We start from the raw sequence: 24,790 nt of genomic DNA on the forward strand, positions 1-24,790 counted from the left end.
GCATTTGTTTTTATTGAAATGTGCACAAAACAAAAAATACAAACAAAAACATGGCGTTATTAAAATAGTTTATTTTATCATTCATTGCTGTTTTTATTTTTAGAGCATTGCGTCAGTTAACATTATTGTTAATATAAATTAACGCCAGTACCTTACCTGAAACCCTGCTCCCGCCTTTTGATAATCATAGCGGGCCGTCTGTCATTAAGGATTTAAAATGTCTGAACATGATTTTGATATATTAATTATCGGCAGCGGAGCTGCCGGCTGCGTGATTGCCGGACATCTCGCCGAAAAAACAAAAGCAAAAATTATCGTCCTCGAAGCCGGGAGCCGCGATAAAGATCCGCTCATTCATATTCCGGCAGGCTATGGCCGTATTCTGGCTAAAGACCACCACGTCTGGCCTTACGATACCATTCCCCAGCACGGCACGACCCGGCGATTCCGAATGGGTAAAGTCGTGGGCGGGGGATCATCCATTAATGCAATGTGTTACGTACGCGGGCAGAAGCGCGATTTCGATAGCTGGTACCAGGCCAGCGGCCGCGACGGCGACTGGTCCTTTGAGAATATCTGGAAAACGTTTATCGAGCAGGAGAAGAGCGACACTTTTCATAATAAGCACCACGGTATTGATGGATCTCTGGCCGTTCAACTTCCGCGCGGGATTAATACGCTCAACCAGTACTGCCTGAAAGCGTTCCAGGAGTATGGCCTTCCCTACAATCCTGACTACAACGGCGATACTCAGATAGGCGTTTCCCCCGTCCAGAGTAACGTGAGCGATGGCAAACGGTGCAGCGCGTACGTTGCCCATCTCAGGCGTCATGTCGATAGCGGTCGGGTGACCCTGCAAACTGATACGGTCGTGCGGCGGATCCTTTTTAAAGGTAATAAGGCCGTTGGCGTGGAAACCGGTGATGGTACCCGCCTGATGGCAAAAAACGTGATAGTGTCAGCCGGGGCCGTACAGACACCGAAAATTTTGATGCATTCCGGCATCGGGCCTGCCGATCACCTGCAAAAATTTGGCATTCAGCCCCTCATCAATCTTCCGGGCGTGGGTGAAAATTTGCATGACCATCCGATTATTCCGGTCAGCGCCTACGTCAGGGGAACCCTTGGCTATCAGTCCGCCGCCTCGGGCGCGGGGGCTCTGAAAGCAGGAATGCGCTATTACCTGACCAAAGATGGCCCGGCCTCAGGTAACGGAATAGAAACCGTCTCTTACTGGGATCCGCAGGATTTCAGCGCCGAGCCTACGGTGCAGTGCTATCACGAACCCATTATTTCAGACAACGGCCTGACGCCCACGGGCACGCGTTCGGGGATCACGTTTGCGCTGGTGGTACTCCAGCCCCGCAGCCGTGGCTCTGTACGTCTGGGAAGCAGAGATCCGCTGGCGATGCCGCTCATCGACCCGAAATTCATTGATGATAAGTACGATCTTGAGGTGGGTATTCAGGCCGTTAAGGCCATTCGCAAGGTGATGAGCCATGACTCTCTGGCCAGCGTTCTTGAGGAGGAGGCGATGCCGGGCCCGGCAGTCCAGAGCGATGAGCAGATCGGTGAATTCGTGAAGCGCGTTGCCACCACGATGTGGCATCCGGTCGGCACCTGCCGAATGGGGGGCGATGAGATGAGCGTTGTTGATGCCGATCTGAAGGTGAAACAGACAGAAAACCTGTATGTGATGGATGCTTCTGTGATGCCCAACATCACCAGCGGCAATACCAATGCTCCGACGCAGGCGCTGGCGCTGATTGGCGCTAAACGGCTGGTTAAACGCCTCGGCGCTTAGCGTTTCTCCCTTCCGGTGATGGCGCGCAGGACAGCCCGTCGCCGGAAGCCTCTGCGGTTTATTAAAGCAGGCTAGCGCACCCTCGGCAGCTCCGCAAACCGGGTGGTATACCCCGGCGACAACATCTCCCGCTTCATTCCCCACGCTTTTTCACTGCCCTGCCCGGCAAACCAGATACGGCCCCGGCCCTTGCGGTTTATCTCATCGACGATGTGCATCAGCGCGGCGCTGTTGGCCCATGGCGTTCTGCTATCGAACAGGTCCGGCTGCGCCACGCCGCTGCTGTAAAAATCCGCCAGCATCACGCCCGCCTTCATATAGCGGTGCCCCGGCTGCCAGATGCGATCCAGCGCACCGGTAGCGGCATGGATAATATCGCGGGTGTCGTTAGTCGGCAGCATCAAGGTGGTCGCGGCCTGCCGGGCGTAGTAGCACTCGCCGTCGGCGTGGGGGCTGGTGCGGATAAAAACGCTGATAAAACGGCAGAACTGCTTTTCCTGGCGCAGCTTTTCTGCGGCGCGTTCGGCGTAGGTGCAGATGGCCTGGCGCATCTCCTCATACTGCGTAATGCGGTAGCCAAAGGAGCGGCTGCACACGATCTGCTGTTTGGTCGGGACGAACTCCTCCTGGGCCAGGCACACCTCGCCGCGCAGCTCGCGGGCGGTGCGTTCCAGCACGACGTTAAAGTGCTTGCGGATAACCCACGGCGAGCAGGTAGCCAGATCGAGCGCCCACTGAATGCCCAGCAGCTCCAGCTTTTTGCTGATGCGCCGTCCGACGCCCCACACTTCGCTGACCGGCGTCCGCTCCAGCACCTTTCGCTGGCGAATGGGGCTGGAGAGATCGACCACACCGCCGCTTTCCGGCCAGCGCTTGGCGGCATAGTTGGCTAATTTGGCCAGCGTTTTGGTCGGCGCGATGCCGACCCCCACTTTCAGGCCGGTATGCTGAAATATCCGGCTGCGGACCTGATGCCCGAACTCACCGAGCGGCATACAGCGGCTGATGCCCGAGACGTTCACAAAGGCCTCATCGATGGAGTAGATCTCCACCTGGGGCGACATCTCCGCCAGGGTATCCATCACCCTGGCGCTGAGATCGGCATACAGCGCGTAGTTGGAGCTGAACACCGTCACTCCGCGGCGGCGCAGCTCCTCCTTAATTTTGAAATACGGCGACGCCATGCCGATACCCAGCGCCTTCGCCTCCGCCGAGCGCGAAATGATGCAGCCATCGTTGTTGGAGACCACCACCACCGGCCTGCCCTGTAGGTCCGGGCGAAAAACCGTCTCGCACGAGGCGTAGAAGTTATTGACATCCACCAGCGCAAACATGGCTATTTAAACATCTTGATGGCAGAGGTGACGACGCCGAAGATCTGCAGCTCCCCATCGTCGCGGAACGCGATCGCCGGATAGCCGCTGTTGCGCGGAATAAGCCGCAGCGCCGGGCGAGTCTGCAGCTCTTTCACGGTAAACTCACCGTCAACGGACGCCACCACGATATCGCCGTGCTGCGCCGTCAGGGAGCGATCTACCACCAGCAGATCGCCGTCGCTGATGCCCGCGCCCAGCATGGAATCACCGCTGACTCTGACAAAATAGGTGGCGCTGGGGTGGCTGACCAGCAGGCTGTGCAGGTTCAGGCGATCCTCAACGTAATCCTGCGCCGGGCTGGGAAAGCCGCAGGGGACGCGATCGGTGAACAGAGGCAGCGGGAAAATGGCGTGAATATCAATGGGGCGAAGAAGCTGCATAATGGCAATCCTTACTAACTGTATATATATACAGTATCGCTATAGATAGCCGACGATCAAGTGGTTCTGTGGGGGAATTGGGGAAGTGATTGAGGGGGAAGAGGATTTAGAGAAACGCGTTTAAATCCCCGGCAGCGCCGGGGACAGCGCAGTCTCCCGGCGCGCGGCGCCCTACTCCAGCGCCAGCAGCGCAAAGGTCGCCAGCCAGTGCCCGCCGCTATAGTGGCTGCCTACCACGTGCTCAACGCTTGCCGCGAGGTGCTGCTCGACGGCGCGGCTCAGCGCCTGCTGCCCCGCATGGTCTTTGGGCAATGCGCTGGCGATATGCTTCATACACCAGGCGCGGCTGAGGTTTAATCCGTCGAGGTGGGCAATTTTTGGATCGGTACGGTCGCTCACCTGCGCCGGGTTCATCAGCGCGGTCACCGACCCCACCTCTGGCAGAAAGCGCCCGAACCAGGCCGGAAAATCATCCACCACCTTACTCATCAGCAGCGCTTCGGTCAGCGCCCCGGAAATATACTCATCGCCGCCCGGCTCGTAGTGGGCCGGATAGTGCGTATCAGCAAGATAAAAGCGCGCCGATGCTGCCCGAATAGCTTGCTCAAGCGCCGCGTCCTCCACCGCGCGGGCATAATCCAGCGCCAGGGCCAGCGCGAACGCCGTGTTGTAGTGCGTACCGACCCGGATCGGATAGGTAAGCTTGCTGAGGTAATCCATCAGCCTGCGGCGAATATCCTGGGCCAAGGGCTGCAGCGTTTGATACCAGCCCCCGGCCTGCGGCAGAGAGGACTGTTTCAGCTCCTGGGCCAGCGCCAGCAGCCAGCCGTAGCCATACGGTCGCTCAAACGATGCGCGAAAAGGCGCGTTAAAATAGGCCAGCTCCTGTGCGACATTTTCTTCAGTCAGGTGGTCGTTGAATAGCGTAACGATCTCATCCCGACACGAGAGCGTCGGGTAGAGGCGCAGGCAGCGCAGCAGCAGCCAGTAGCCGTGTACCGCCGAGTGCCAGTCAAAACAGCCGTAAAAAATCGGATGCAGCGCGCGGGGCGGCAAAACATCATCATCACTATTAAGCAGATGCATAATGTGGTTCGGATACTCCTGACGCAAATAGGTCAATGGCATTCTGGCAAAAGCGTCAGCCTGATGTTGCGTTAATTGCATAACAGCTCCTTAGATCGTCGCCGCCCTTAGCGGAAGACGAGGAAATACATTAAGAACACGTTCACCACCAGCAGGGTTAACGCGGTGGGGATCTGAATTTTTATCACCTGATACTTGTCCTTAAGCTCCAGCAGCGCGGCGGGAACAATATTGAAATTGGCGGCCATCGGCGTCATCAGCGTGCCGCAATACCCGGCGTACATGCCAATGGCCAGCAGCGGCGCCGGATTACCGTGGTGGACGTTAATCAGGAATGGCAGGGCTATGCCGGCGCTCAGCACCGGGAATGCGGCGAACGCATTACCCATAATCATGGTGAACAGCGCCATGCCAACGCAGTAGATCGCCACCAGCATGAAGCGGTTATCCGGGTTAACAAACAGGCTCACCACCTTCTGCACCGCTCCCCCGGTATTGGCCGCGACAAAGACGCCGCCCAGCATGGCGAGCATCTGCGGCAGGATCACCGCCCAGCCGATGGTATCCACCAGCCGCCGCGACTGGCGAATCGCGTGCAGCGGCGTCCCCCTGGTCAGCCACCAGCCGGTGAGGACCGCCGCGATGCAGGCCACGCACAGCGCCGCCAGGGTGAGCTGCTTCTGATCGAGCAGATAAACGCCGCCAATCGCAACGCCTTTCAGAAAAAGGGTGCCGATGACCGTCACAACCGGGATCATCAGCGCAGGTATAAACAGTGCGTTTTTCAGGCGATTCGATGAGGCAGCGCGCTCCTCCTCGGAGGACATCTGATAGCGCCCTTTCCCGACCAGCCCGAAACCGGCCAGCAAAGCAATGACGATAACGCAGCCGCCGATGATCCGGTACGCCAGCGATCTTCCCAGCGCCTGCACCATCAGGTCGCCAAACAAAAAGATCCCGCCAAACAGAAACCAGAACAGCGCGGTAGTGAGGCGTTTAGGATTTGCCCGATCGCGCAGGGTCATGATCACCAGCAGCATCACTACGAAGCCAATCAGGTAGTACACGCGGTTAATGGTCATCAGCGTCGTCATTGGGCGATCTCCTGCGTGCCCTGTTCTGCTCGCCAGGCCATAACATCGCGGCGGATGCTGGCGTCCAGGCGCAGCAGGCGCGTCATATGAATAACCAGGGCGGCAATCGCGGTCGGAATGGCCCACAGGCCGATGTGCAGCGGCTCAATGCCCTCGATACCGTTCTCCTTGAGAAAAGCGTCGATCAGCAGGACTGCGCCGAAGGCGATAAAAATATCTTCCCCGAAGAAAACGGCGATATTGTCGCAGGCGGCGGCGTGGGCTTTGATTTTGTCGCGGATGTGCGGCGGCAGCTCGCCATATTCGTTCAGCGCCGCGCCTTCGGCCATTGGCGCAAGCAGCGGGCGCACCGTCTGCGCATGGCCGCCAAGCGACATCAGCCCCAGCGCCGCCGTCCCTTCGCGGGCGACAAAGTAGAGCATCAGAATACGCGCCGAGGTGGCGCTGGCGATCTTTGCGACCCAGGCCTGGGCGCGCTCTTTGAGTCCGTAATACTCCAGCAGGCCGATAACCGGCAGGATCAGAATAAAGGTGGCCAGCGAACGGCTGTTGACGAACTTCTCGCCAAAGGTCTCCAGCAGCATACCGAAGTCCATGCCAGCCAGCAGACCCGTCGCCAGGCCCGCCACCACGACTACCAGCAGCGGGTTAAAGCGCAAAGCAAAACCGATAACCACGACCGGTATTCCGATCAGCGGCAGCAGCGTAGATGCGTCCATAACTATTTCCCTATTCAGAATGAGTGCTGCGCGCCGGTGGCTATTTTTATTGGACCTCACGGGCGTGAGGCGGGTGCGCTGCGGCGCGCGATGTTGTGTTTTTGTTTCAGCCTTCGTAGAGGCCGAACAAAAAACTTATAACGAAATAGCAAAAAGAGATAAACAATTTATCCCTGAAACAGGTTTATTTTACGGCACGCGAATTATCAGTCTGGACGGGTATCTGCCTACTCCGCACTCCTCCTCACTTCCTGAACCAGCCCCATTCTCTCCACCAGCAGCGGTTCCAGCCACGCCATAAACAGCTGCAGGGGCCGGGAGAGGTGCCGCCGGTGCGGATAGAGCAGATTCACCGGCAGCGCGTTCGGCAGAAAGTCGGGCATCACCTCCCGCAGAGTGCCGTCGGCCAGCAGATCCTGCACGTCATACGCCGGGATCTGAATCAGGCCCAGTCCCGCCGCACAGGCGGCAATATAGGCCTCGGCGCTGTTAACGCTGAGCCGGTGATCCACGTCGCAGCTCAGGGTTTCTCCGTTCGCCTCCCACTCCCAGCGCGCGCGGCGCCCGGAGGTCGGTGAGGCGTAGCCTACCGCAAAATGCCCGGTCAGCTGCTGCGGAGAGTCCGGTTCGCCGTGCGCCGCCAGGTATTCTGCCGAGGCGATGTTAATCAGCTTCATCATACCGATCCGCCGCGCCACCATGCCGGAGTCGCTCAGCTCGCCGACGCGCAGCGCGCAGTCGGTGCCCTCTTCGGCCAGATTGACGCTGCGGTCGGTGACGCCAAGCTCAATGCGGATCTGCGGGTGAAGGGCAAAAAAGTCCGGCAGCGCGGGCGCCACAATCAGCCGCCCGATACGCCCCGGCACGTCCACGCGAATGGTGCCCGCCACCTGTTCGCCGTCATAGCGAAACAGGTTCACCGCCTCCTCGACGTCCTGCACCACGGCCCGGCAGCGGGCGTAAAACGCGCTGCCGTCGGAGGTCAGCGATACGCTGCGGGTGGTGCGGTGCAGCAGGCGGGTATCGAGCCGCGTTTCCAGCTGGCGAACGGCCGCCGAAATGGTCGACACCGGGCGGTTCATCGCCTCAGCGGTGCGCACAAAGCTGCCGTTCTCGGCGACGCGGAGAAAGATCCGAAACAGCTCAATGGTGTCCATAGCGCCTCATTATTCGCTAATTCTGAATAGTGTATGCAGTTTAACCCTCTTTATACATTATCTGCTGGAAGTAAGCTGCTTATTACCGGAATAACCCGGCACATTAATAAGACAGGAGCTGCACCATGTCCCATCGCACCATTAACGGTAAAACCGTCCTTATTGCCGGCGGCGCTAAAAACCTCGGCGGCCTGATTGCCCGCGACTTTGCGCAACAGGGCGCCCGCGCCATTGCCATTCACTACAACAGCGACGCCAGCCGCAAAGAGGCGGAAGAGACCGTCGCCGCGGTGAAGGCCGCCGGCGCCGAAGCCGCCGCTTTCCAGGCTGACCTCACCTCGGCCGCGGCCATGGAAAAGCTGTTCGCCGATGCGGTTGCCGCCTTTGGCCAGCCGGATATCGCCATCAACACCGTGGGGAAAGTGCTCAAAAAACCGATGGCGGACATTACGGAAGCAGAGTTCGATGAGATGAGCGCCGTGAATGCCAAATCGGCGTTCTTCTTTCTGAAAGAAGCCGGAAAGCAGGTGCGCGATAACGGCAAGATCTGTACGCTGGTCACCTCCCTGCTCGGGGCCTATACGCCGTTTTACGCCGCCTATGCGGGCATGAAGGCGCCGGTAGAGCACTTTACCCGCGCCGCCTCAAAAGAGCTGGGCGAGCGCGGCATTTCGGTCACGGCGATTGGTCCCGGCCCGATGGATACGCCATTCTTCTATCCGGCGGAGGGCGCCGACGCGGTGGCCTACCATAAAACGGCCGCCGCCCTGTCGCCGTTCAGCAAAACCGGCCTGACCGACATTGAAGATATCGTACCGTGGGTGCGCTTTCTGGTCAGCGAAGGCTGGTGGATGACCGGTCAGACGATACTGATTAACGGCGGCTACACGACGAAGTAGGCCCACACACCAGAGAGGAACATCATTGTGAAGATGACCGGCAATACGATTCTCATTACCGGCGGCGGCTCCGGCATCGGTGAAGCCCTGGCCCACCGCCTGCACGACCTTGGTAACACGGTGATTATCGCCGGGCGCCGGCTGGAGGCGCTGGAGGCATCGATTGCCGGTCGGGAAAATATGCACGCGCTGACGCTGGACATCAGCAGTCCTGAGGGCATCGCCGACTTCGCCGCCCGTCTGCTGGCAGCGCATCCGACGCTCAACGTGCTGGTGAACAACGCGGGCATTATGCGCTTTGAGTCGCCGGACAGCGCCCGGGATCTGACGGATGCCGAAGAGACCATTACCACCAACCTGCTGGGACCGATCCGCATGACCGACGCGCTGGTCGATCACCTGTCGGCGCAGGCGAATCCCGCCATCATCAACGTCACCTCCGGCCTGGCATTCGTGCCGCTGGTCACCACCCCGACCTACAACGCCACCAAAGCGGCGATCCACTCCTACACCGTCTCGCTACGGGAGGTGCTGAAGGGCAAAGTGGAAGTGATTGAACTGGCGCCCCCCGCCGTGCAGACCGGGCTGACGCCCGGCCAGGAGACGCGCGAAGGCTATATGCCGCTCGCCGCGTTTACCGATGAGGTAATGGATCTGCTGGCGCAGCAGCCGACGCCGAAAGAGATCCTGGTCAAGCAGGTCGGCTTCCTGCGCTTTGCCGAAGCGGAGGGCCGCTTCATTGATACGCTGGAGAAGCTTAACGCGTTTGTGGCGAAGGTTAGCCACTGAGCGTGGTCGGGCCGGGCGTCCTGCCCGGCCTGAGCGTTATGTAGCAAAATTCCCTCCGCTTATGCGCATATAATATTGAAGAAAATCACATTGCTAAGGAGATAGCATGCGCCAGAGAACCATCGTATGTCCCGTCATACAAAATGACGGTGAATTTCTTCTCTGTAAAATGGCCGCCGACCGCGGGGTTTTCCCCGGCCAGTGGGCCTTGCCCGGCGGTGGAATGGAGCCTGGTGAAACGATGGAGGCGGCGCTCAGGCGCGAAATTATGGAGGAGTTAGGCGATAAGTTACTGATTACCGATATCAAGCCGTGGGCCTTTCGCGATGATACCCGGACCAAAACCTATCCGGATGGCTCCAGCGAAGATATTTATATGATTTACCTCATTTTTGATTGTCTTAGCGCCAATCGGGATATCACGTTTAACGAGGAGTTTCAGGAGATTATCTGGGTGAAGCCGGAAATGATAAAAAGCCTAGATTTGAATGAGGCCACCCGGATCACGTTTATCCAAAAAGGGCTTATTTAACAGCTATCCCCGGCGTTAAGGCCGGGGATCTCCCCTACTCGCTCCCCGCCGCGTCCATCTCATCAAATACCTGCTGAGCCAGGTGCATGGTGGCGTTGGCAGCGGGCAGCCCGCAGTAGAGCGCGGAGTGCATAATCAGCTCCTTCAGCTCGTCGCGGGTGACGCCGTTGTTGAAGGCCGCCCGCAGGTGCATTTTCAGCTCCGCCTCGCGGTTGAGGGCGATGAGCATGGCGATGGTGATCATGCTGCGGGTGTGGTGATTAAGCCCCGGCCGCGTCCAGGTTTCTCCCCAGGCGTAGCGGGAAATAAAGTTCTGGAACTCCTCATTCAGCGGGCTCAGCCCCTGCAGGCTGCGGTCAACGTGGGCGTCGCCCAGCACCTTGCGGCGCACCGCAATGCCCTGTTTATAGCGCTCTTCGTCGGTCATGCTTTTTCTCCAAAAAAATCCACCAGCGCCGCGCTAAAGGCTTCCGGCGCTTCGACGTTGGACAGGTGCGAGGCGGGTAACACCACCCGCCTGCTGCCCGCGATCTGCTGATGCAGGAAATCGGCGTCGGCCACGGTGGTAACCGGATCGTGCTCGCCGGCGATAATCAGCACCGGCGCGCTGATGGCGGCCACTTCCGCCCGCAGGTCGGCCCCGGCCAGCGCCTCGCAGCACTCGGCGTAGCCTTCCGGATCCTGCTGCGCCAGCGTGTGGATCAGCGGCTCGACCACCTCCGGCGCGTGCTGGCGAAACTCGGGGGTAAACCAGCGGTCGGCGGTGCCTGCCGCCACCACGCCGAGCCCCTCCTCCCGCACCGCGCGGGCGCGGGAGAGCCAGGCCGACTGTTCGCCGATTTTGGCGGCGGTGTTGGCCACGGCCAGAGCGTGAAAGCGCTCCGGGGCAAAGCGCGCCAGCCACAGGCCGGTCAGGCCGCCGACCGAAATGCCGCAGAAAAAGGCTTTGTCGATATTCAGGCTATCGAGCAGCTCAACCACGTCTTCGCCGAGCTGGGCGAGGGTGACTTTCCCGCGCTTCGCGGTCTGTCCGTGGCCGTGGGTATCGTAGCGCAGCACGCGAAAGCGCGCGGTCAGCGCCGCCAGCTGCGGCTGCCACAGCGCGGTGGTGGTGCCCATCGAGTTAGAGAGAACCACCACCGGTGCCTCTTCGGGGCCATCAAGCTGATAGTGAATCGTCATGCGTGTTGCTCCTTATAGCGCGCCAGGACCTGACGCACAAAACGGTTGGCGCTGCCGGTGCCCCGGGCGGGGTCCAGCAGCTGCGTAAGCTGTTGTTCGCTGAAGTGGGCACTCATCTGCGGATCGGCCGTCAGCAGGGCGAGCAGCGGGCGTTTCTCGTCGAGCGCCCGGTGGCAAAGGGCTTCGATATGGTGATGCGCCGCCTGTTTGCCAATGTGCGCCGCCAGGGCCAGGGTCGCGGACTCGGCCATGATCAGGCCGTGGGTAATGTCGAGATCGGCGCGCATCTTGTCGCTATCGACCCGCATCCCCTGCACCAGCTGCGTGGTCTGCACCAGCGCGCCGCCGGTGAGCATCAGCAGCTCGGGCAGCACTTCCCACTCCGCCTGCCAGCCGCCGAGCGCCCGCTCGTGCTGCTGGACCTGGCCGCCGTAGAGGGTCGCCATCAGCCCCGGCGTGCGCTGGGCGGCGGTGAGGATTGCCGCGCAGCCCACCGGGTTGCGCTTGTGGGGCATGGCCGACGAACCGCCGCGCCCTTCCGCCACCGGCTCGCCCACTTCCGCCACTTCGGTCTGCATCAGCAGGGCGAAATCGCCGGCGAATTTGCCCAGCGTGCCGCAGACCCCGGCGTACCAGTGTCCGACCTCCAGCAGCCGGTCGCGCTGGCTGTGCCAGGGCGTATCCGCCCCGGCAAGATCCAGTTCGCGGGCCAGCTGCGCCGCGACGGCCTGCGCGTCATCCCCCAGCGATGCCAGGGTACCCGCCGCGCCGCCGAACTGCAGGGTCAGCGCCCCTGCGCGCACGGCGTCGAGCCGCTGCCGCCAGCGCAGCAGCGCGTCGAGGGTGCCCGCCAGCTTAAGGCCGAAGGTGACCGGCAGCGCGTGCTGCATCCAGGTGCGGCCCGGCATTGCGGTATCCTGATAGCTAGCCGCCTGCCGCGCCAGCGCCGCCAGCAGGGCGTCCAGCTGCCCCTGCGTCCAGTCGAGGGCGTTGCGCAGCTGCAGGACAAAGCCGGTGTCGATGGCGTCCTGACTGGTGGCGCCCCAGTGGACGTAGCGCGCCGCGTCGCCGTCAGCCGCCTTAACGGCTGCCGTCAGCTGCCTGACCAGCGGAATCGCAAGGTTGCCGGCCCCGGCGGCGGCCTGCGCCAGCGCGGCAAAATCAATCTGCCCGGCGCTGCAGGCCGCTTCAATAGCGGGCACCGCCGCCGCAGGAATGACGCCGGCCTGCGCCTCGGCGCGGGCCAGGGCGGCCTCGAAGTCGAGCATCCCCTGCACCGTCCGCGCATCGCTGAATATCTCCGCCAGCGCGCTGCCGCGCGCCAGCGGCGTCAATAGATCCATGCCCCTTCCTTCTGTCCGTTATACCCGTTCAATGATCAGCGCGATCCCCTGGCCGACGCCGATGCACATGGTGCACAGGGCGTAGCGGCCGCCGGTGCGCCGCAGCTGATAGGCCGCCGTCATCGCCAGCCGGCCGCCGGATGCCCCGAGAGGATGCCCCAGCGCGATCGCCCCGCCGTTAGGGTTAACGTGCGCCGCATCGTCCGGCAGGCCCAGGCTGCGGGTGACCGCCAGCGCCTGGGCGGCGAAGGCTTCATTCAACTCGATGACGTCCATCTGGTCCAGCGTTAATCCGGTCTGGGCCAGCACTTTACGCACCGCGGGCGACGGCCCGAAGCCCATAATGCGCGGCGCCACCCCGGCGGTGGCAATCCCGACCACCCGCACCAGCGGCTGCAGATCGTGCTCGCGCAGCGCCCGTTCGCCGGCCAGCAGCAGCGCGCAGGCGCCGTCGTTGACGCCGGAGGCGTTGCCCGCCGTCACGCTGCCGTCGGCGCGCACCACCCCTTTCAGTTTAGCCAGCGCCTCAGCAGATGTGCTGCGCGGATGCTCGTCGCGGGTGAAATTGAGCGGCTCGCCCTTGCGCTGCGGGACGGACACGGCGATCAGCTCGTCGTCAAACGCGCCCTGCTCCTGGGCGCGGGCGGTGCGCTGCTGGCTGCGCAGGGCGAAGGCGTCCTGATCGGCGCGGGAGATGTTAAATTCGTCGGCGACGTTTTCCGCCGTTTCCGGCATCGAATCAACGCCGTACAGCGTCTTCATCAGCGGGTTGATAAAGCGCCAGCCGATGGTGGTGTCTTCCATCTTCATGCTGCGGCTGAAGGCGCTCTCCGCCTTGCCCATCACGAAGGGGGCCCGGGACATGCTCTCAACGCCGCCGGCGATCATCAGCTGCGTTTCGCCGCTCTTAATCGCCCGCGCCGCCACGCCGATAGCGTCGAGGCTGGAGCCGCACAGGCGGTTAACGGTACTGCCCGGCACCGTCTCCGGCAGCCCGGCCAGCAGCAGGGCCATGCGGGCGACGTTGCGGTTGTCCTCTCCGGCCTGGTTGGCGCAGCCGTAAATCACATCGTCAATAAAAGCCGGATCCAGCCCGGGATTGCGCGCCAGCAGCGCTTTAAGCGGCAGCGCGGCCAGATCGTCGGCGCGAACGGTTGAGAGCGTACCGCCGAAGCGGCCGAAGGGCGTGCGGACCGCATCGCAGATAAATGCCTGAGTCATAAGTGTTCCTTAAAGTGACATCGCCGGGCGGCGCTGCGCGCGCCCGGGTGAAGAGGGTTACAGAGCGTTAGCCGCCGGTTCGCGCAGGCGCAGCGCCACGGGCGTGATGCGCTGCAGCTCTTCAAAGGTGAGGCCGTCAACCATTTCGCGCACCACCGGGCCGCTGTCGGTGATATCGATCACCGCCAGGTCGGTATAGATGCGGCTGACGCAGCCGACGCCGGTCAGCGGATAGGTACAGTGCTCCACCAGCTTGCTCTGACCGTCGCGGGTCAGGTGATCCATCATCACGAATACGTCCCTGGCGCCAATGGCCAGATCCATTGCCCCGCCGACCGCCGGAATGGAATCCGGCGCGCCGGTGCTCCAGTTGGCGAGATCGCCGCTGGCGGAGACCTGATAGGCGCCCAGCACGCAGATATCGAGGTGGCCGCCGCGCATCATGGCGAAGGAGTCGCCGTGGTGGAAGAAGCAGCCGCCGGGCAGCAGGGTCACCAGCTCTTTACCGGCGTTAATCAGCTCCGGGTCTTCATCGCCGGGCTGCGGCTTCGGTCCCATGCCGAGCAGGCCGTTTTCGCTGTGCAGAAACACCTCTTTATCGGCGGGCAGGTAGTTGGCAATGCGGGTCGGCAGGCCAATGCCGAGGTTAACGTAGGCGCCCTCGGGGATATCCTGGGCGACGCGTTTCGCCATTTCATCGCGGGTAAGCTTTTGCATGGTTATCGTCCTCAGGCGCTCTGGGCGGCAGTCAGGTTTTGCAGGGAGAAGAGGCGCTGGACAAAGATGCCCGGCGTTACCACCGCTTCCGGATCGAGGTCGCCCAGCGGCACCAGTTCGGAGACTTCGGCCACGGTCACCGTCGCCGCCATCGCCATGATGGGGCCAAAATTGCGGGCCGCCTTGCGGTACACCAGGTTGCCCCAGCGGTCGCCGCGGTGGGCTTTGATCAGTGCGTAGTCGGCGCGAATGGGATACTCCAGCACGTAGTGGCGGCCGTCAATTTCGCGCACCTCTTTGCCTTCGGCCAGCACGGTGCCGTAGCCGGTTGGGGTAAACACCGCGCCCAGCCCGGAGCCGGCGGCCTGAATGCGGCAGGCCAGGTTGCCCTGCGGCACCAGCTCCAGCTCGACTTCGCCCCGGCGATAGAGATCGTCAAAAATCTGTGAATCGACCTGGCGCGGGAAGGAGCAAATCATCTTGCGTACCCGCCCGGCCTTGAGCAGCGCGGCCAGCCCCACTTCGCCGTTGCCGGCGTTGTTGTTAATGATGGTCAGGTCCCGGGCCCCCTGGGCTATCAGGGCATCGATCAGGTAGGTGGGCTGTCCGGCGGGGCCAAAGCCGCCGATCATAATGGTGGCGCCGTCGGGGATCCCGGCGACGGCCTGCTCCAGCGTCTGCACGCTTTTATCGATCATCAGGTTGCTCCTTACCGTGCGGTTATCGCACTTTATTTATTCGCTGTTCGCTAAAGGGTTTTGTTCTTTATTGGCTGAAAATGTGACCTGCCATCCAATGTCGGTCAAGGGCGATAATCGAAATATGGTGCGATAATCGAACATGCTGTATCTTTGTTTCCAGAATGTGATCAACGACAAATACAGAGGTGAACATGACCCGCCATCCCGACGATGTTCTGAGCAGCGACGCCGATCCGTTTAAGGGAGATCCGAACTTTATGGCTTCGCTGGCGCGCGGGCTGGAGGTGCTGCAGGCCTTTACCCCGCAGCGGCCGCTGCTGTCGATTTCGCAAATCAGCCAGAAGACGGGCATTCCGCGCGCGGCGGTGCGCCGCTGCCTCTACACGCTCGGCAAGCTGGGGTTCGTTTACGCGGAAGACGGCAAGAATTTTCAGCTGCGCCCGCGGGTGCTCTCCCTGGGCCACGCCTGGCTCGCCTCAACGCCGCTGGCCCGCTCGGCGCAGCCGGTGCTCAGGCACCTGAGCGAGATGCTTAACGAGTCGTGCTCCATCGCCACCCTCGACGGCGACGACATTCTCTACATCGCCCGCGCCTCCAGTTCGCGGATCATGACTATCGATCTGGATATCGGCAGCCGCCTGCCCGCCTGGGCAACCTCAATGGGCCGCGTGCTGCTGAGCCATCAGCCGGAGGAGAAGCTGAACGATATGCTGGGACGGGTGACGATGATCCGCTATACGCCGCAGACGGTGGATTCGGTGAGCAAGCTGCGCGCCCTGCTGAAGACGGTGCGCGAGCAGGGCTACGCCCTGAACGATCAGGAGCTGGAAATGGGGCTGCGATCGCTGGCGGTGCCGCTGTTTAATGCCCAGGGCCACGCGGTGGCGGCGCTGAACGTCGGCGTTCACGCCGCCCAGGTGTCCACCGGCGAAATGCTCGACCGGGTGCTGCCCGAGCTGCAAAAGGCGCAGCACGAGCTGGCGCTGCTGCTGCGCTAGCGGCTGCGCTTGGCGTGGCGCTCCCAGGTGTCGCGCTTGGCCTCGGCGGATTTTTTCAGCGCCACGTAGCAGGCGCCGCTGCCGCCGTGGTGCGGCAGCGCGCAGCAGAAGGCCTGCACCTCCTCAAATTCGCCGAGCCAGCGGGCAAGGTAGCTGCGCACAATATTCGCGTGGGAGCCCTCCTCTTTGCCCTTGCCGTGGATAATCAGCACGTTGCGCAGGCCGTCCTTCATCGCCTGATGGATGAACGCGAACAGCATCTGCCGGCACTGCTCTACCGGCTGGCGCAGCAGATTGAGGCTCGCCTGCTGGCTGTACTTCCCCTGCCTGAGCTTGTCCAGCACGCCGCTCTGCAGCCCTTCGCGCTTAAATTCAAGCTGAACGTCGAGAGGCACCACCTCCAGAAAGCCGGTGGTGAGGAAGTTATCGAGCTGCAGGGTGTCAATTTTCTGCGGGGCGCGGCGGTTGCGCTGCGGCTGCCAGCGGGTTTCACCGCCGTGCTTCAGGGGCCGGACATCCTCCATGGCGTCAAGAAAAAGCGATTGGTCGTCAGGGTGCATGAACGTCTCCTCCGGGTGCTGCGACGGCTGAAAAGGCACTATAGCCGCGCGGCGCCCGCGGCTCAACGCGTTTTGACGATGAGTGAGTCCGGGCGCAGCAGCGTCCGGCTCTGGCGGCGAAACAGATTAATCAGGGTCGCCGCCACCGGCGTCTGCTGGGCGTCGCGGCGCTGTATCAGGTAATAGGCCGCCGTCGGCAGCGCCTCCGCCACCGGGATCATCGCCAGCCGGTGGCTTATCAGCGCTCTGGTGCCGAGCTCCTCCGGCAAAATACTGAGAAAATCGCTCTGGGCCACGAGGCTGATGCAGGACGAAAAGGTTTCACACACGACGCCGATATCGGGGGCCTGCGCGCGGTGGGCAAACATCTCCTCCAGCTGCTTATAGTAGCTGCCCCTGGGCGTCGGCATGGTCCAGCTGTAGCGCAGCAGGTCGTCTATCGAACGCGCCGCCTGCGCCGGATGGCCGATGCGGCAGAAAACGGCAAAGCGTTTTTCAAACAGCTTCTCGAAGGCCAGCTCGTGATCGTAGGCGCCGCGATAGTAGGTGTTGATGGTGAAGTCCAGCTCGCCCTGCCGCAGTTCGCCAATCATCGACACCAGCTGCCCCTCCATGATCCTGACCTTCACCAGCGGATGCTGCTGGCGAAAGCGGGCGATCACCGGCGGCATCAGGCTGTGGGAGACGCTGGCGCCCATGCCGATGCTGATCTGCCCGGCGTGACGCCCCAGGCGCTGCTGGATCTCCTCCTGGGCGGTGCGCAGCTCCTCCAGAACCAGGCTCGCATGTTGAAAAAAGCTCTCTCCGCATTCGGTCAGCGTCACGCCCTTGCTGCGGCGCATAAACAGCTGCGCCGCCATGCCCTCCTCCAGCTCCTTAATCGCTTTGGTTAACGCCGGCTGCGACAGCTGCAGCACGCGGCTGGCGCCGCGAATGCTGCCCTGGCGGGCGACCTCCACGAAGGCGCGGATCTGGTGAATTTTAATCTGAAAAGCCATGCCTGCTCCGATAACCGCTGTTTATCAGACGTAAGAAAATGGCATCTACTGTAATACGGTGGGATGTGGCAGGTTAATCCTCAGGACGTTAAAAAGTTATTACTGATAAGCAATAGCTATAACACCGTGAATCAAGTCACACTTTTTTCTGATGACAGGATATGCCATGCACTCGCTGACTGAATATATCGCTACCCTCGCCCCCGACCTGCGCGCCTGGCGCCGCGACTTTCACCGCTACGCCGAATCCGGCTGGCAGGAGTTCCGCACCGCGGCCAAGGTTGCCGACATTCTTGACGGACTGGGCTATGAGCTGGCCGTTGGCCGCGACGTGGTTGACGCCGATAGCCGGATGGGCCTGCCCAATGCGCAGACGCTGGCGGCGGCTTATCAGCGCGCGCGCCAGCAGGGCGCGCCGGAACGCTGGCTGCCGGCCTTTGAGGGCGGTTTCACCGGGATCGTCGCCACCCTGCGCACCGGCAGGCCCGGACCGACGCTGGGCTTTCGCGTCGATATGGACGCCCTTGACCTGGAAGAGGACCGCGAAGAGAGCCATCGCCCGTTCCGCGAAGGATTTGCCTCCTGCAACGGCGGCATGATGCACGCCTGCGGCCACGACGGCCATACCGCCATCGGCCTCGGCCTGGCAACGGCGCTGATGCACTACCGCGACAGGCTCTGCGGCACCGTCAGGCTGATTTTTCAGCCTGCCGAAGAGGGCACCCGCGGCGCGCGGGCGATGGTCGCCGCCGGGGCGCTCGACGGCCTGGACTATTTTACCGCGATTCATCTCGGCACCGGCGTCCCGGCGGGCACCGCGGTGTGCGGCGCGGACAACTTTATGGCCACCAGCAAATTTGACGCCCGCTTTACCGGCGTGGCGGCCCACGCCGGCGGCAATCCCGAAGAGGGGCGTAACGCCCTGCTCGCCGCCGCCCAGGCGGCCCTCGGCCTGCACGCCATCGCCCCGCACAGCGCGGGGGCCTCAAGGGTCAACGTCGGCGTCATGCAGGCGGGCAGCGGGCGCAACGTCGTCCCGTCCTCCGCGCTGCTGAAGGTGGAAACCCGCGGCGAGACCGAAGCCGTTAACCAGTACGTCTATGACCGGGCGCAGGCGGTGATTCAGGGCGCGGCGGCCATGTACGGCGTCGGCGTTGAGGTGCAGATGATGGGGGCGGCCACCGCCTGCTCGCCCTCGCCCGCGTGGGTTGTCCGCCTGCAGACGCTGGCGGCGCAGGTGCCCGGCATCACGGAGGCGATAGCGACGGTCGATGCGCCCGCCGGCTCCGAAGACGCCACCCTGATGATGGCCCGCGTACAGGCCGGGGGCGGCCAGGCCTCCTACATGATCTTCGGCACCGAACTGGCCGCCGGCCACCACCACGAGAAGTTTGATTTTGACGAGGCCACGCTGAGCGCGGCCGTGGAAACGCTGACCCGGATAGCGCTGAGCGCGGGAGAGCCATAATGGAGACGATTTATCACTTTGTTGATGATGTTATTTCGGCCCGCGGACCGGATCTGACCGCCATTGCCGACGAAATCTGGGATCATCCGGAAACCCGCTTCGAAGAGTTCTGGTCCGCCGAACGGCTGGCGTCGGCGCTGGAGGTCGAGGGCTTCAGCGTCGTCCGCGAGGCCGGCGGCATCCCCAATGCCTTTATTGCAAGCGTCGGCCACGGCAGGCCGGTGATTGCGGTCCTGGGCGAGTACGACGCGCTGGCGGGGCTGAGCCAGCGGGCCCGCTGCGCCGAGCCGGCACCGGCAGCGCCGGGAGCCAACGGCCACGGCTGCGGCCATAACCTGCTGGGCACCGCCGGCGTGGCAGCGGCTATCGCGGCGAAAGCGTGGCTGGCGCAGCGCGGCGGCGCGGGCACCCTGCGCTTCTACGGCTGTCCCGGCGAGGAAGGCGGCTCCGGGAAAACCTTTATGGTTCGCGAAGGGCTGTTTGACGATGTGGACGCCGCCGTTACCTGGCATCCGGAGGCCTTTGCCGGCATGTTTACCACCTCCACGCTCGCCAACATTCAGGCGGCGTGGCGCTTTACCGGCGTTGCCGCCCACGCGGCCAACTCACCGCACCTCGGGCGCAGCGCGCTGGACGCGGTGACCCTGATGACCACCGGCAGCAACTTCCTCAACGAGCACATCATCGAGCAGGCGCGGGTTCACTACGCCATCACCGACACCGGCGGCATCTCGCCCAACGTGGTGCAGGCCCAGGCGGAAGTGCTGTATCTGATCCGCGCCCCGGAGATGCGCGACGCGCAGGCCATTTATGAACGCATCGAAAAAATCGCCCAGGGCGCGGCGCTGATGACCGAAACCCGCGTCAGCTGCCGCTTTGAAAAAGCCTGCTCCAGCTACCTGCCCAACCGAACCCTCGAGCGCGCCATGTATGCCGCAATGACCCACTACGGCACGCCTGAGTGGAGCGACGAAGAGCGGGCCTTCGCCGCCGACATCCGCGCCACCCTCAGCGACAGCGATCTGGAGAATAGCCTGCTGAATATCGCCCGCACCGGCGGAGAAGAGGGAAAAGCCTTTGCCCGCCGCCACCGGCAGACCCTGCTGGTCGATGAGGTGGCGCCATGGGCGCCGACCGATCGCGCGATGGCAGGTTCGACGGACGTCGGCGACGTCAGTTGGAAAACGCCGGTGGCCCAGTGCTTCAGCCCCTGCTTTACCGTCGGCACGCCGCTGCACACCTGGCAGCTGGTCAGCCAGGGGCGCACCTCCATCGCCCACAAAGGCATGCTGCTGGCGGCAAAAATCATGGCCGCCACCGCCCTGCGCCTGTTTGACGATCCCACGCTGCTGGAGGCCTGCCGGGAAGAGCTGGCGCAGCAGCTGCGCGAGCGGCCCTATCGCTGTCCGATCCCGGAAGGCGTGACGCCGTCACCTTTAAAATAAACATTATAAAACAAACACAACACGCACAACGAACATGACGAGGAACGCCCATGAGTATGTCTTCCATACCGTCGCCTTCCCCCACCGGTAAGCTGTATGGCTGGGTTGAAAAAATCGGTAATAAGGTCCCGCACCCTTTTCTGCTGTTTATCTGGCTGATTGCGGTCCTGATGGTCGCCACGGCAGTGCTGTCGGCCTTTAACGTCAGCGTCACCAACCCCAGCGACGGCACGCTGGTGACGGTAAAGAATCTGCTGAGCGTCGAAGGGCTGCACTGGTTTTTGCCTAACGTGATTAAAAACTTCAGCGGCTTCGCGCCGCTGGGGGCCATTCTGGCCCTGGTGCTCGGGGCCGGACTTGCGGAGCGCGTCGGCCTGCTGCCGACGCTGATGGCGAAGATGGCCTCCTGCGTCAGCGCCCGCTACGCCAGCTATATGGTGCTGTTTATCGCCTTTTTCAGCCACATCTCTTCCGATGCGGCGCTGGTGATCATGCCGCCGATGGGCGCGCTGATTTTTCTTGCCGTCGGGCGCCATCCGGTGGCGGGACTGCTGGCCGCGATTGCCGGGGTGGCGTGCGGCTTCACCGCCAACCTGCTGATCGTCACCACCGACGTGCTGCTCTCCGGGATCAGCACCGAGGCGGCAAAAAGTATCGACGCGGCGGTTCAGGTCAGCGTGATCGACAACTGGTACTTTATGGCGACCTCGGTCATTGTTCTGACCCTGGTCGGCGGGATGATCACCGATAAGATGATCGAGCCGCGCCTCGGGGTCTGGCAGGGAGAGCGGGACGAAAAGCTGGAGGCTATCACCCCCGAGCAGCGTTTTGGCCTGCGGGTGGCGGGCGTCGTGGCGCTGCTGTTTATTGCCGCCGTGGCGCTGATGGTCGTTCCGGAAAACGGCATCCTGCGCGATCCTGTCCGGCACACCGTGCTGCCCTCGCCCTTTATTAAAGGCATCGTGCCGCTGATCATCATTTTCCTGTTTGTGGTCTCCCTCGCCTACGGCATTGCTACGGGCAAAATCCGCGCCCAGGCGGATCTGCCGCCGCTGATGATTGAACCGATGAAGGAGATGGCCGGATTTATCGTGATGGTGTTTCCGCTGGCGCAGTTTGTGGCGATGTTCAACTGGAGCCATATGGGTAAGTTTATGGCGGTGGGCCTGACGGATCTGCTGGAGACGACCGGCATCGGCGGCATCCCGGCGTTCGTTGGCCTGGCGCTGCTCTCCTCGCTGCTGTGCATGTTTATCGCTAGCGGGTCGGCGATCTGGTCGATTCTGGCGCCTATTTTCGTGCCGATGTTTATGCTGATGGGTTTTCACCCGGCCTTCGCCCAGATCCTGTTCCGCATTGCCGACTCCTCGGTGCTGCCGCTGGCGCCGGTATCGCCGTTCGTGCCGCTGTTCCTCGGCTTCTTGCAGCGCTATAAACCGGAGGCGAAGCTGGGTACCTACTATTCGCTGGTCTTACCCTATCCGCTTATCTTTTTAGTGGTATGGCTGCTGCTGCTGGTGGTGTGGTATCTTGCGGGCCTCCCTATCGGACCCGGTATCTATCCCCGCCTGCACTAAGGAACGCATATGCTGACGCTGCTTGAAGATAAAATTAACACCCCGGTAGGTCCGCTGTGGATCCTGTGCGACGAGCAGTTCCGACTGCGCGCCGTCGAATGGGAGGAGCACAGCGCCCGGATGGAGCAGCTTCTGGATCTGCACTACCGCGCCGAAGGCTACCGGCGCAGAGCGGCCGGCAACCCCGGCGGCTTCAGCGATAAGCTGCGGGACTATTTTGACGGCGATCTTGGCATTATCGACGGCCTGCCGGGCGAAACGGCGGGCACGCCGTTTCAGCGCGAAGTGTGGCAGGCGCTGCGCACCATTCCCTGCGGCCAGGTCATGCACTATGGCGAACTGGCAGTACGGCTCGGCCGTCCCGGCGCGGCGCGGGCGGTGGGGGCAGCAAACGGCGCGAATCCTATCAGTATCGTGGTGCCCTGCCATCGGGTAATCGGCGCCGGCGGCGCCCTTACCGGCTACGCGGGCGGCGTGCAGCGCAAGGAGTGGCTGCTGCGCCATGAGGGCTATTTTTTACTCTGATCCGTCGGCCGGCCGCGCTAAACAGCACGCAGAATCAACGCGGAATAAATGCTTTTTTTCAATGGAATAGCGGATAAAAATCCTTTCTCATTCAAATATTAAGCCATTGCGGCTACGGAGGCTTACGTACTTACCAAAAAGATGTTAAAATTGACCCATATCAATATAAGGTCTGAGCATATCTATGATCCCGGAAAAGCGAATTATACGACGCATTCAGTCTGGCGGCTGTGCTATACACTGCCAGGATTGCAGCATCAGCCAACTCTGCATCCCGTTTACCCTGAACGAGCACGAGCTTGACCAGCTTGATAATATCATCGAGCGTAAAAAGCCTATCCAGAAGGGACAGACCCTTTTTAAAGCAGGCGATGAACTGAAATCCCTGTACGCGATCCGCTCCGGGACTATCAAGAGCTATACCATCACTGAACAGGGCGACGAGCAGATCACCGGCTTCCACCTGGCCGGCGATCTGGTGGGCTTCGATGCTATCGGCACCGGCCACCATCCGAGCTTCGCGCAGGCGCTGGAAACCTCCATGGTCTGCGAAATCCCGTTTGAAACCCTCGACGACCTCTCCGGCAAGATGCCTAACCTGCGCCAGCAGATGATGCGCCTGATGAGCGGCGAGATCAAAGGCGATCAGGACATGATCCTGCTGCTGTCGAAGAAAAATGCCGAAGAGCGACTGGCGGCGTTTATCTATAATCTTTCCCGCCGCTTCGCCCAGCGCGGTTTCTCGCCGCGCGAGTTCCGTCTGACCATGACCCGCGGCGATATCGGTAACTACCTCGGTCTGACGGTTGAAACCATCAGCCGACTGCTGGGCCGCTTCCAGAAAAGCGGTATGCTGGCCGTAAAGGGTAAGTACATTACGATTGAAAACGGCGATACTCTCGCCCAGTTGGCAGGTCAGGCTAAGAACGTCGCCTGATGCTGCTACAGCGTAAAAAGCCTGCTTCGCGCAGGCTTTTTTGTTTTTAGCCGTCAGATTTCGCCTGCATTGAGGCGGCGAATCTTTCCTGCTGCATCTGCAGGTGGAGTTCTGACATATGCAGTCTCTCTTTCGCCGCGCGGATAGCCGCTACGGCCTGCAGAATACGCGGCTGTACGGTAGCATCGAAGGCGCCGGGGTGTTTTTGCCCCCTCTCCCGGCAATGTTCGGGGTTAAGCGTAGAAATAACGTCTTCCATTTTTTTACCCATTCAGCGAGGGTTAAAACATATGGCGTCAAGAATGCGCCGGTTAAATATCATCCTCAGTGAACTCGACCACGATTTCTAGCGCATGCCGTAAAATATCACCCGTAACCACGTCGTCACAGCAGGTGAGCATCAGCAGCAGGCTATCGATGAGACCTTTGTTGGTCAGGGGCTTACCCTGAGAGAGCAGGATCCTTGAGGCAGCGGCGATGGCGATACGCTCATCACTGTACTTTGCCCCCGCCTGCGACAGGTATCTGAATAATTTTTGCTCCTCCTTGATATATTCAAATTCAGTTTCATTAGCTTCCACGCCAGAGGCAAATGCATATGCACCAGAAAAAGAAACCATCTCCATACTCCATGATGAAATTGAAAATAACTTATCGATTAGTCCTCGTAACCCTGAAAACTAATTAATAAGAAATCAACCCTGCCATCATTATTATGACGTAAACTTAGAGCACCGTTATCGTTTTGTACAGAAAAATTTTAATTATTTTTACAAAAACAAACATTAACAATAACATCATGTTTTTTAATGAAAAATAATTTTCAAATCAAAAGAAAAACAAATAAACAACAAACAGTTAACAATTGATTCCACAATATCTTTTGCGCATATCATTATCGCTCTGCGCATTTAAAGCCAATTTAAATCCCATATTCCTGCTATAGGTGTTTCCTTGGATCTTATAATTAATATTAATATATGCCGTGGCTTACCCATGAATATTAAAGATAATACACATTAATAAAAAATAAACCGCCAGTCAGGCGGTTTATTAGTGCGACTTATTAATGATGGGCAAGCTTGCCCTCATGGTGACTTGGCCCCAGTCTCCCCGCTTCGATCAGCAGTTCTTCAATCAGCGCCTCCAGGCACTCCTTGCCGTGACGATCGCAGACGAGGTGAACCTGCCTTGAAATCTCTTCCGTCTTCATGCCTTCGCAGAGGGCGGCCTTAAGCATCACGCTGGCCCATCTTTTGGCTTCAGAATGAGTAAACATAAC

The 24,790-nt window shown here is 61.0% G+C and carries 27 protein-coding genes; 10 read left to right on the forward strand and 17 right to left on the reverse strand.

Going from position 1 to position 24,790, the window contains the following annotated elements; genetic code table 11:
- Positions 1–217 precede the first annotated feature (217 nt).
- On the forward strand, positions 218–1,804 hold the full coding sequence (locus ENGE1_RS16415) for a GMC family oxidoreductase (protein WP_048254248.1): 1,587 nt from the start codon (positions 218–220) through the stop codon (positions 1,802–1,804).
- 71 nt (positions 1,805–1,875) lie between these two features.
- On the opposite strand, the gene umuC is transcribed toward ENGE1_RS16415, so the two are convergent.
- From umuC to ENGE1_RS16445, 6 genes are all read right to left on the reverse strand, one after another.
- Positions 1,876–3,138 carry a translesion error-prone DNA polymerase V subunit UmuC gene (umuC, locus tag ENGE1_RS16420; RefSeq protein ID WP_048254247.1) on the reverse strand — a complete coding sequence of 421 codons (1,263 nt, stop codon included), beginning with the start codon at positions 3,136–3,138 and terminating at the stop codon, positions 1,876–1,878.
- A 2-nt stretch (positions 3,139–3,140) separates the two neighbouring features.
- Positions 3,141–3,560 (reverse strand): translesion error-prone DNA polymerase V autoproteolytic subunit, encoded by a 420-nt coding sequence (umuD, locus tag ENGE1_RS16425; RefSeq protein WP_048254246.1) that lies wholly within the window; start codon positions 3,558–3,560, stop codon positions 3,141–3,143.
- Positions 3,561–3,731: 171 nt separating this feature from the next.
- A complete protein-coding gene (locus tag ENGE1_RS16430) occupies positions 3,732–4,727 on the reverse strand; it encodes a DUF2891 domain-containing protein (RefSeq protein WP_048254245.1) in 996 nt (331 codons plus the stop codon).
- A 26-nt stretch (positions 4,728–4,753) separates the two neighbouring features.
- Positions 4,754–5,740 (reverse strand): DUF979 domain-containing protein, encoded by a 987-nt coding sequence (locus ENGE1_RS16435; RefSeq protein ID WP_048254244.1) that lies wholly within the window; start codon positions 5,738–5,740, stop codon positions 4,754–4,756.
- Complete coding sequence (locus tag ENGE1_RS16440; RefSeq protein ID WP_048254243.1) at positions 5,737–6,459, reverse strand: DUF969 domain-containing protein; 723 nt, start codon at positions 6,457–6,459, stop codon at positions 5,737–5,739. The genes ENGE1_RS16435 and ENGE1_RS16440 overlap by 4 nt, the downstream gene beginning before the upstream one ends.
- 227 nt (positions 6,460–6,686) lie before the next feature.
- Positions 6,687–7,616, reverse strand: a complete 930-nt coding sequence (locus tag ENGE1_RS16445; RefSeq protein WP_048254242.1) for a LysR family transcriptional regulator — start codon at positions 7,614–7,616, stop codon at positions 6,687–6,689.
- A gap of 125 nt (positions 7,617–7,741) precedes the next feature.
- Between ENGE1_RS16445 and ENGE1_RS16450 the strand changes: the two genes are divergently transcribed.
- From ENGE1_RS16450 to nudI, 3 genes are all read left to right on the forward strand, one after another.
- Positions 7,742–8,515 (forward strand): SDR family oxidoreductase, encoded by a 774-nt coding sequence (locus ENGE1_RS16450; RefSeq protein ID WP_048254240.1) that lies wholly within the window; start codon positions 7,742–7,744, stop codon positions 8,513–8,515.
- 27 nt (positions 8,516–8,542) lie between these two features.
- Entirely contained in the window at positions 8,543–9,304 is a 762-nt protein-coding gene (locus tag ENGE1_RS16455) for an SDR family oxidoreductase (protein WP_048254239.1), read from the forward strand.
- A gap of 106 nt (positions 9,305–9,410) precedes the next feature.
- On the forward strand, positions 9,411–9,836 hold the full coding sequence (gene nudI, locus ENGE1_RS16460) for a nucleoside triphosphatase NudI (RefSeq protein WP_043083784.1): 426 nt from the start codon (positions 9,411–9,413) through the stop codon (positions 9,834–9,836).
- A 34-nt stretch (positions 9,837–9,870) separates the two neighbouring features.
- Here the strand turns inward: nudI and pcaC are convergent, their stop codons facing one another.
- From pcaC to ENGE1_RS16490, 6 genes are read right to left on the reverse strand one after another with little or no spacing between them, the layout of a single operon-like run.
- Complete coding sequence (gene pcaC, locus ENGE1_RS16465) at positions 9,871–10,263, reverse strand: 4-carboxymuconolactone decarboxylase (protein ID WP_043083782.1); 393 nt, start codon at positions 10,261–10,263, stop codon at positions 9,871–9,873.
- Positions 10,260–11,018 (reverse strand): 3-oxoadipate enol-lactonase, encoded by a 759-nt coding sequence (gene pcaD / locus ENGE1_RS16470; RefSeq protein WP_048254237.1) that lies wholly within the window; start codon positions 11,016–11,018, stop codon positions 10,260–10,262. The genes pcaC and pcaD overlap by 4 nt, the downstream gene beginning before the upstream one ends.
- Entirely contained in the window at positions 11,015–12,361 is a 1,347-nt protein-coding gene (locus ENGE1_RS16475) for a 3-carboxy-cis,cis-muconate cycloisomerase (protein WP_043083779.1), read from the reverse strand. The genes pcaD and ENGE1_RS16475 overlap by 4 nt, the downstream gene beginning before the upstream one ends.
- 18 nt (positions 12,362–12,379) lie before the next feature.
- Positions 12,380–13,582 (reverse strand): 3-oxoadipyl-CoA thiolase, encoded by a 1,203-nt coding sequence (gene pcaF, locus ENGE1_RS16480; RefSeq protein WP_048254235.1) that lies wholly within the window; start codon positions 13,580–13,582, stop codon positions 12,380–12,382.
- Positions 13,583–13,639: 57 nt separating this feature from the next.
- Positions 13,640–14,299 (reverse strand): 3-oxoacid CoA-transferase subunit B, encoded by a 660-nt coding sequence (locus ENGE1_RS16485; protein WP_043083777.1) that lies wholly within the window; start codon positions 14,297–14,299, stop codon positions 13,640–13,642.
- 11 nt (positions 14,300–14,310) lie between these two features.
- Positions 14,311–14,997 carry a 3-oxoacid CoA-transferase subunit A gene (locus ENGE1_RS16490; RefSeq protein WP_043083775.1) on the reverse strand — a complete coding sequence of 229 codons (687 nt, stop codon included), beginning with the start codon at positions 14,995–14,997 and terminating at the stop codon, positions 14,311–14,313.
- A 194-nt stretch (positions 14,998–15,191) separates the two neighbouring features.
- Between ENGE1_RS16490 and ENGE1_RS16495 the strand changes: the two genes are divergently transcribed.
- Positions 15,192–15,998 carry an IclR family transcriptional regulator domain-containing protein gene (locus tag ENGE1_RS16495; protein WP_048254234.1) on the forward strand — a complete coding sequence of 269 codons (807 nt, stop codon included), beginning with the start codon at positions 15,192–15,194 and terminating at the stop codon, positions 15,996–15,998.
- On the opposite strand, the gene smrA is transcribed toward ENGE1_RS16495, so the two are convergent.
- Together smrA and ENGE1_RS16505 are read right to left on the reverse strand one after the other, a co-directional pair.
- Positions 15,995–16,558, reverse strand: a complete 564-nt coding sequence (gene smrA / locus ENGE1_RS16500) for a DNA endonuclease SmrA (RefSeq protein WP_048254232.1) — start codon at positions 16,556–16,558, stop codon at positions 15,995–15,997. The genes ENGE1_RS16495 and smrA overlap by 4 nt on opposite strands.
- Positions 16,559–16,620: 62 nt before the next feature.
- Positions 16,621–17,556, reverse strand: a complete 936-nt coding sequence (locus tag ENGE1_RS16505) for a LysR family transcriptional regulator (protein WP_048254231.1) — start codon at positions 17,554–17,556, stop codon at positions 16,621–16,623.
- 166 nt (positions 17,557–17,722) lie between these two features.
- On the opposite strand from ENGE1_RS16505, the gene ENGE1_RS16510 reads away from it, so the two are divergent.
- From ENGE1_RS16510 to fnr, 5 genes are all read left to right on the forward strand, one after another.
- Entirely contained in the window at positions 17,723–19,024 is a 1,302-nt protein-coding gene (locus ENGE1_RS16510; RefSeq protein WP_048254229.1) for a M20 family metallo-hydrolase, read from the forward strand.
- Complete coding sequence (locus ENGE1_RS16515; protein WP_048254228.1) at positions 19,024–20,469, forward strand: M20 family metallopeptidase; 1,446 nt, start codon at positions 19,024–19,026, stop codon at positions 20,467–20,469. The genes ENGE1_RS16510 and ENGE1_RS16515 overlap by 1 nt, the downstream gene beginning before the upstream one ends.
- A gap of 50 nt (positions 20,470–20,519) precedes the next feature.
- Positions 20,520–22,046 carry a p-aminobenzoyl-glutamate transporter gene (gene abgT / locus ENGE1_RS16520; RefSeq protein ID WP_045290850.1) on the forward strand — a complete coding sequence of 509 codons (1,527 nt, stop codon included), beginning with the start codon at positions 20,520–20,522 and terminating at the stop codon, positions 22,044–22,046.
- 9 nt (positions 22,047–22,055) lie between these two features.
- On the forward strand, positions 22,056–22,571 hold the full coding sequence (gene ogt / locus ENGE1_RS16525) for a methylated-DNA--[protein]-cysteine S-methyltransferase (protein WP_048254227.1): 516 nt from the start codon (positions 22,056–22,058) through the stop codon (positions 22,569–22,571).
- 184 nt (positions 22,572–22,755) lie between these two features.
- A complete protein-coding gene (gene fnr / locus ENGE1_RS16530) occupies positions 22,756–23,508 on the forward strand; it encodes a fumarate/nitrate reduction transcriptional regulator Fnr (RefSeq protein WP_043083762.1) in 753 nt (250 codons plus the stop codon).
- 46 nt (positions 23,509–23,554) lie between these two features.
- Here the strand turns inward: fnr and ENGE1_RS16535 are convergent, their stop codons facing one another.
- From ENGE1_RS16535 to ENGE1_RS16545, 3 genes are all read right to left on the reverse strand, one after another.
- Entirely contained in the window at positions 23,555–23,767 is a 213-nt protein-coding gene (locus ENGE1_RS16535) for a hypothetical protein (RefSeq protein ID WP_043083761.1), read from the reverse strand.
- 52 nt (positions 23,768–23,819) lie between these two features.
- Positions 23,820–24,128: a biofilm development regulator YmgB/AriR family protein gene (locus tag ENGE1_RS16540; protein ID WP_052097920.1), complete on the reverse strand. Its 309-nt coding sequence runs from the start codon at positions 24,126–24,128 to the stop codon at positions 23,820–23,822.
- Between the two features lie 446 nt (positions 24,129–24,574).
- Positions 24,575–24,787, reverse strand: coding sequence for a hypothetical protein (locus tag ENGE1_RS16545; protein ID WP_043083759.1), 213 nt, complete (start codon positions 24,785–24,787; stop codon positions 24,575–24,577).
- Positions 24,788–24,790 lie beyond the last annotated feature (3 nt).

Source organism: Pluralibacter gergoviae ATCC 33028 = NBRC 105706 (assembly GCF_001598855.1).
GTDB lineage: Bacteria > Pseudomonadota > Gammaproteobacteria > Enterobacterales > Enterobacteriaceae > Pluralibacter > Pluralibacter gergoviae.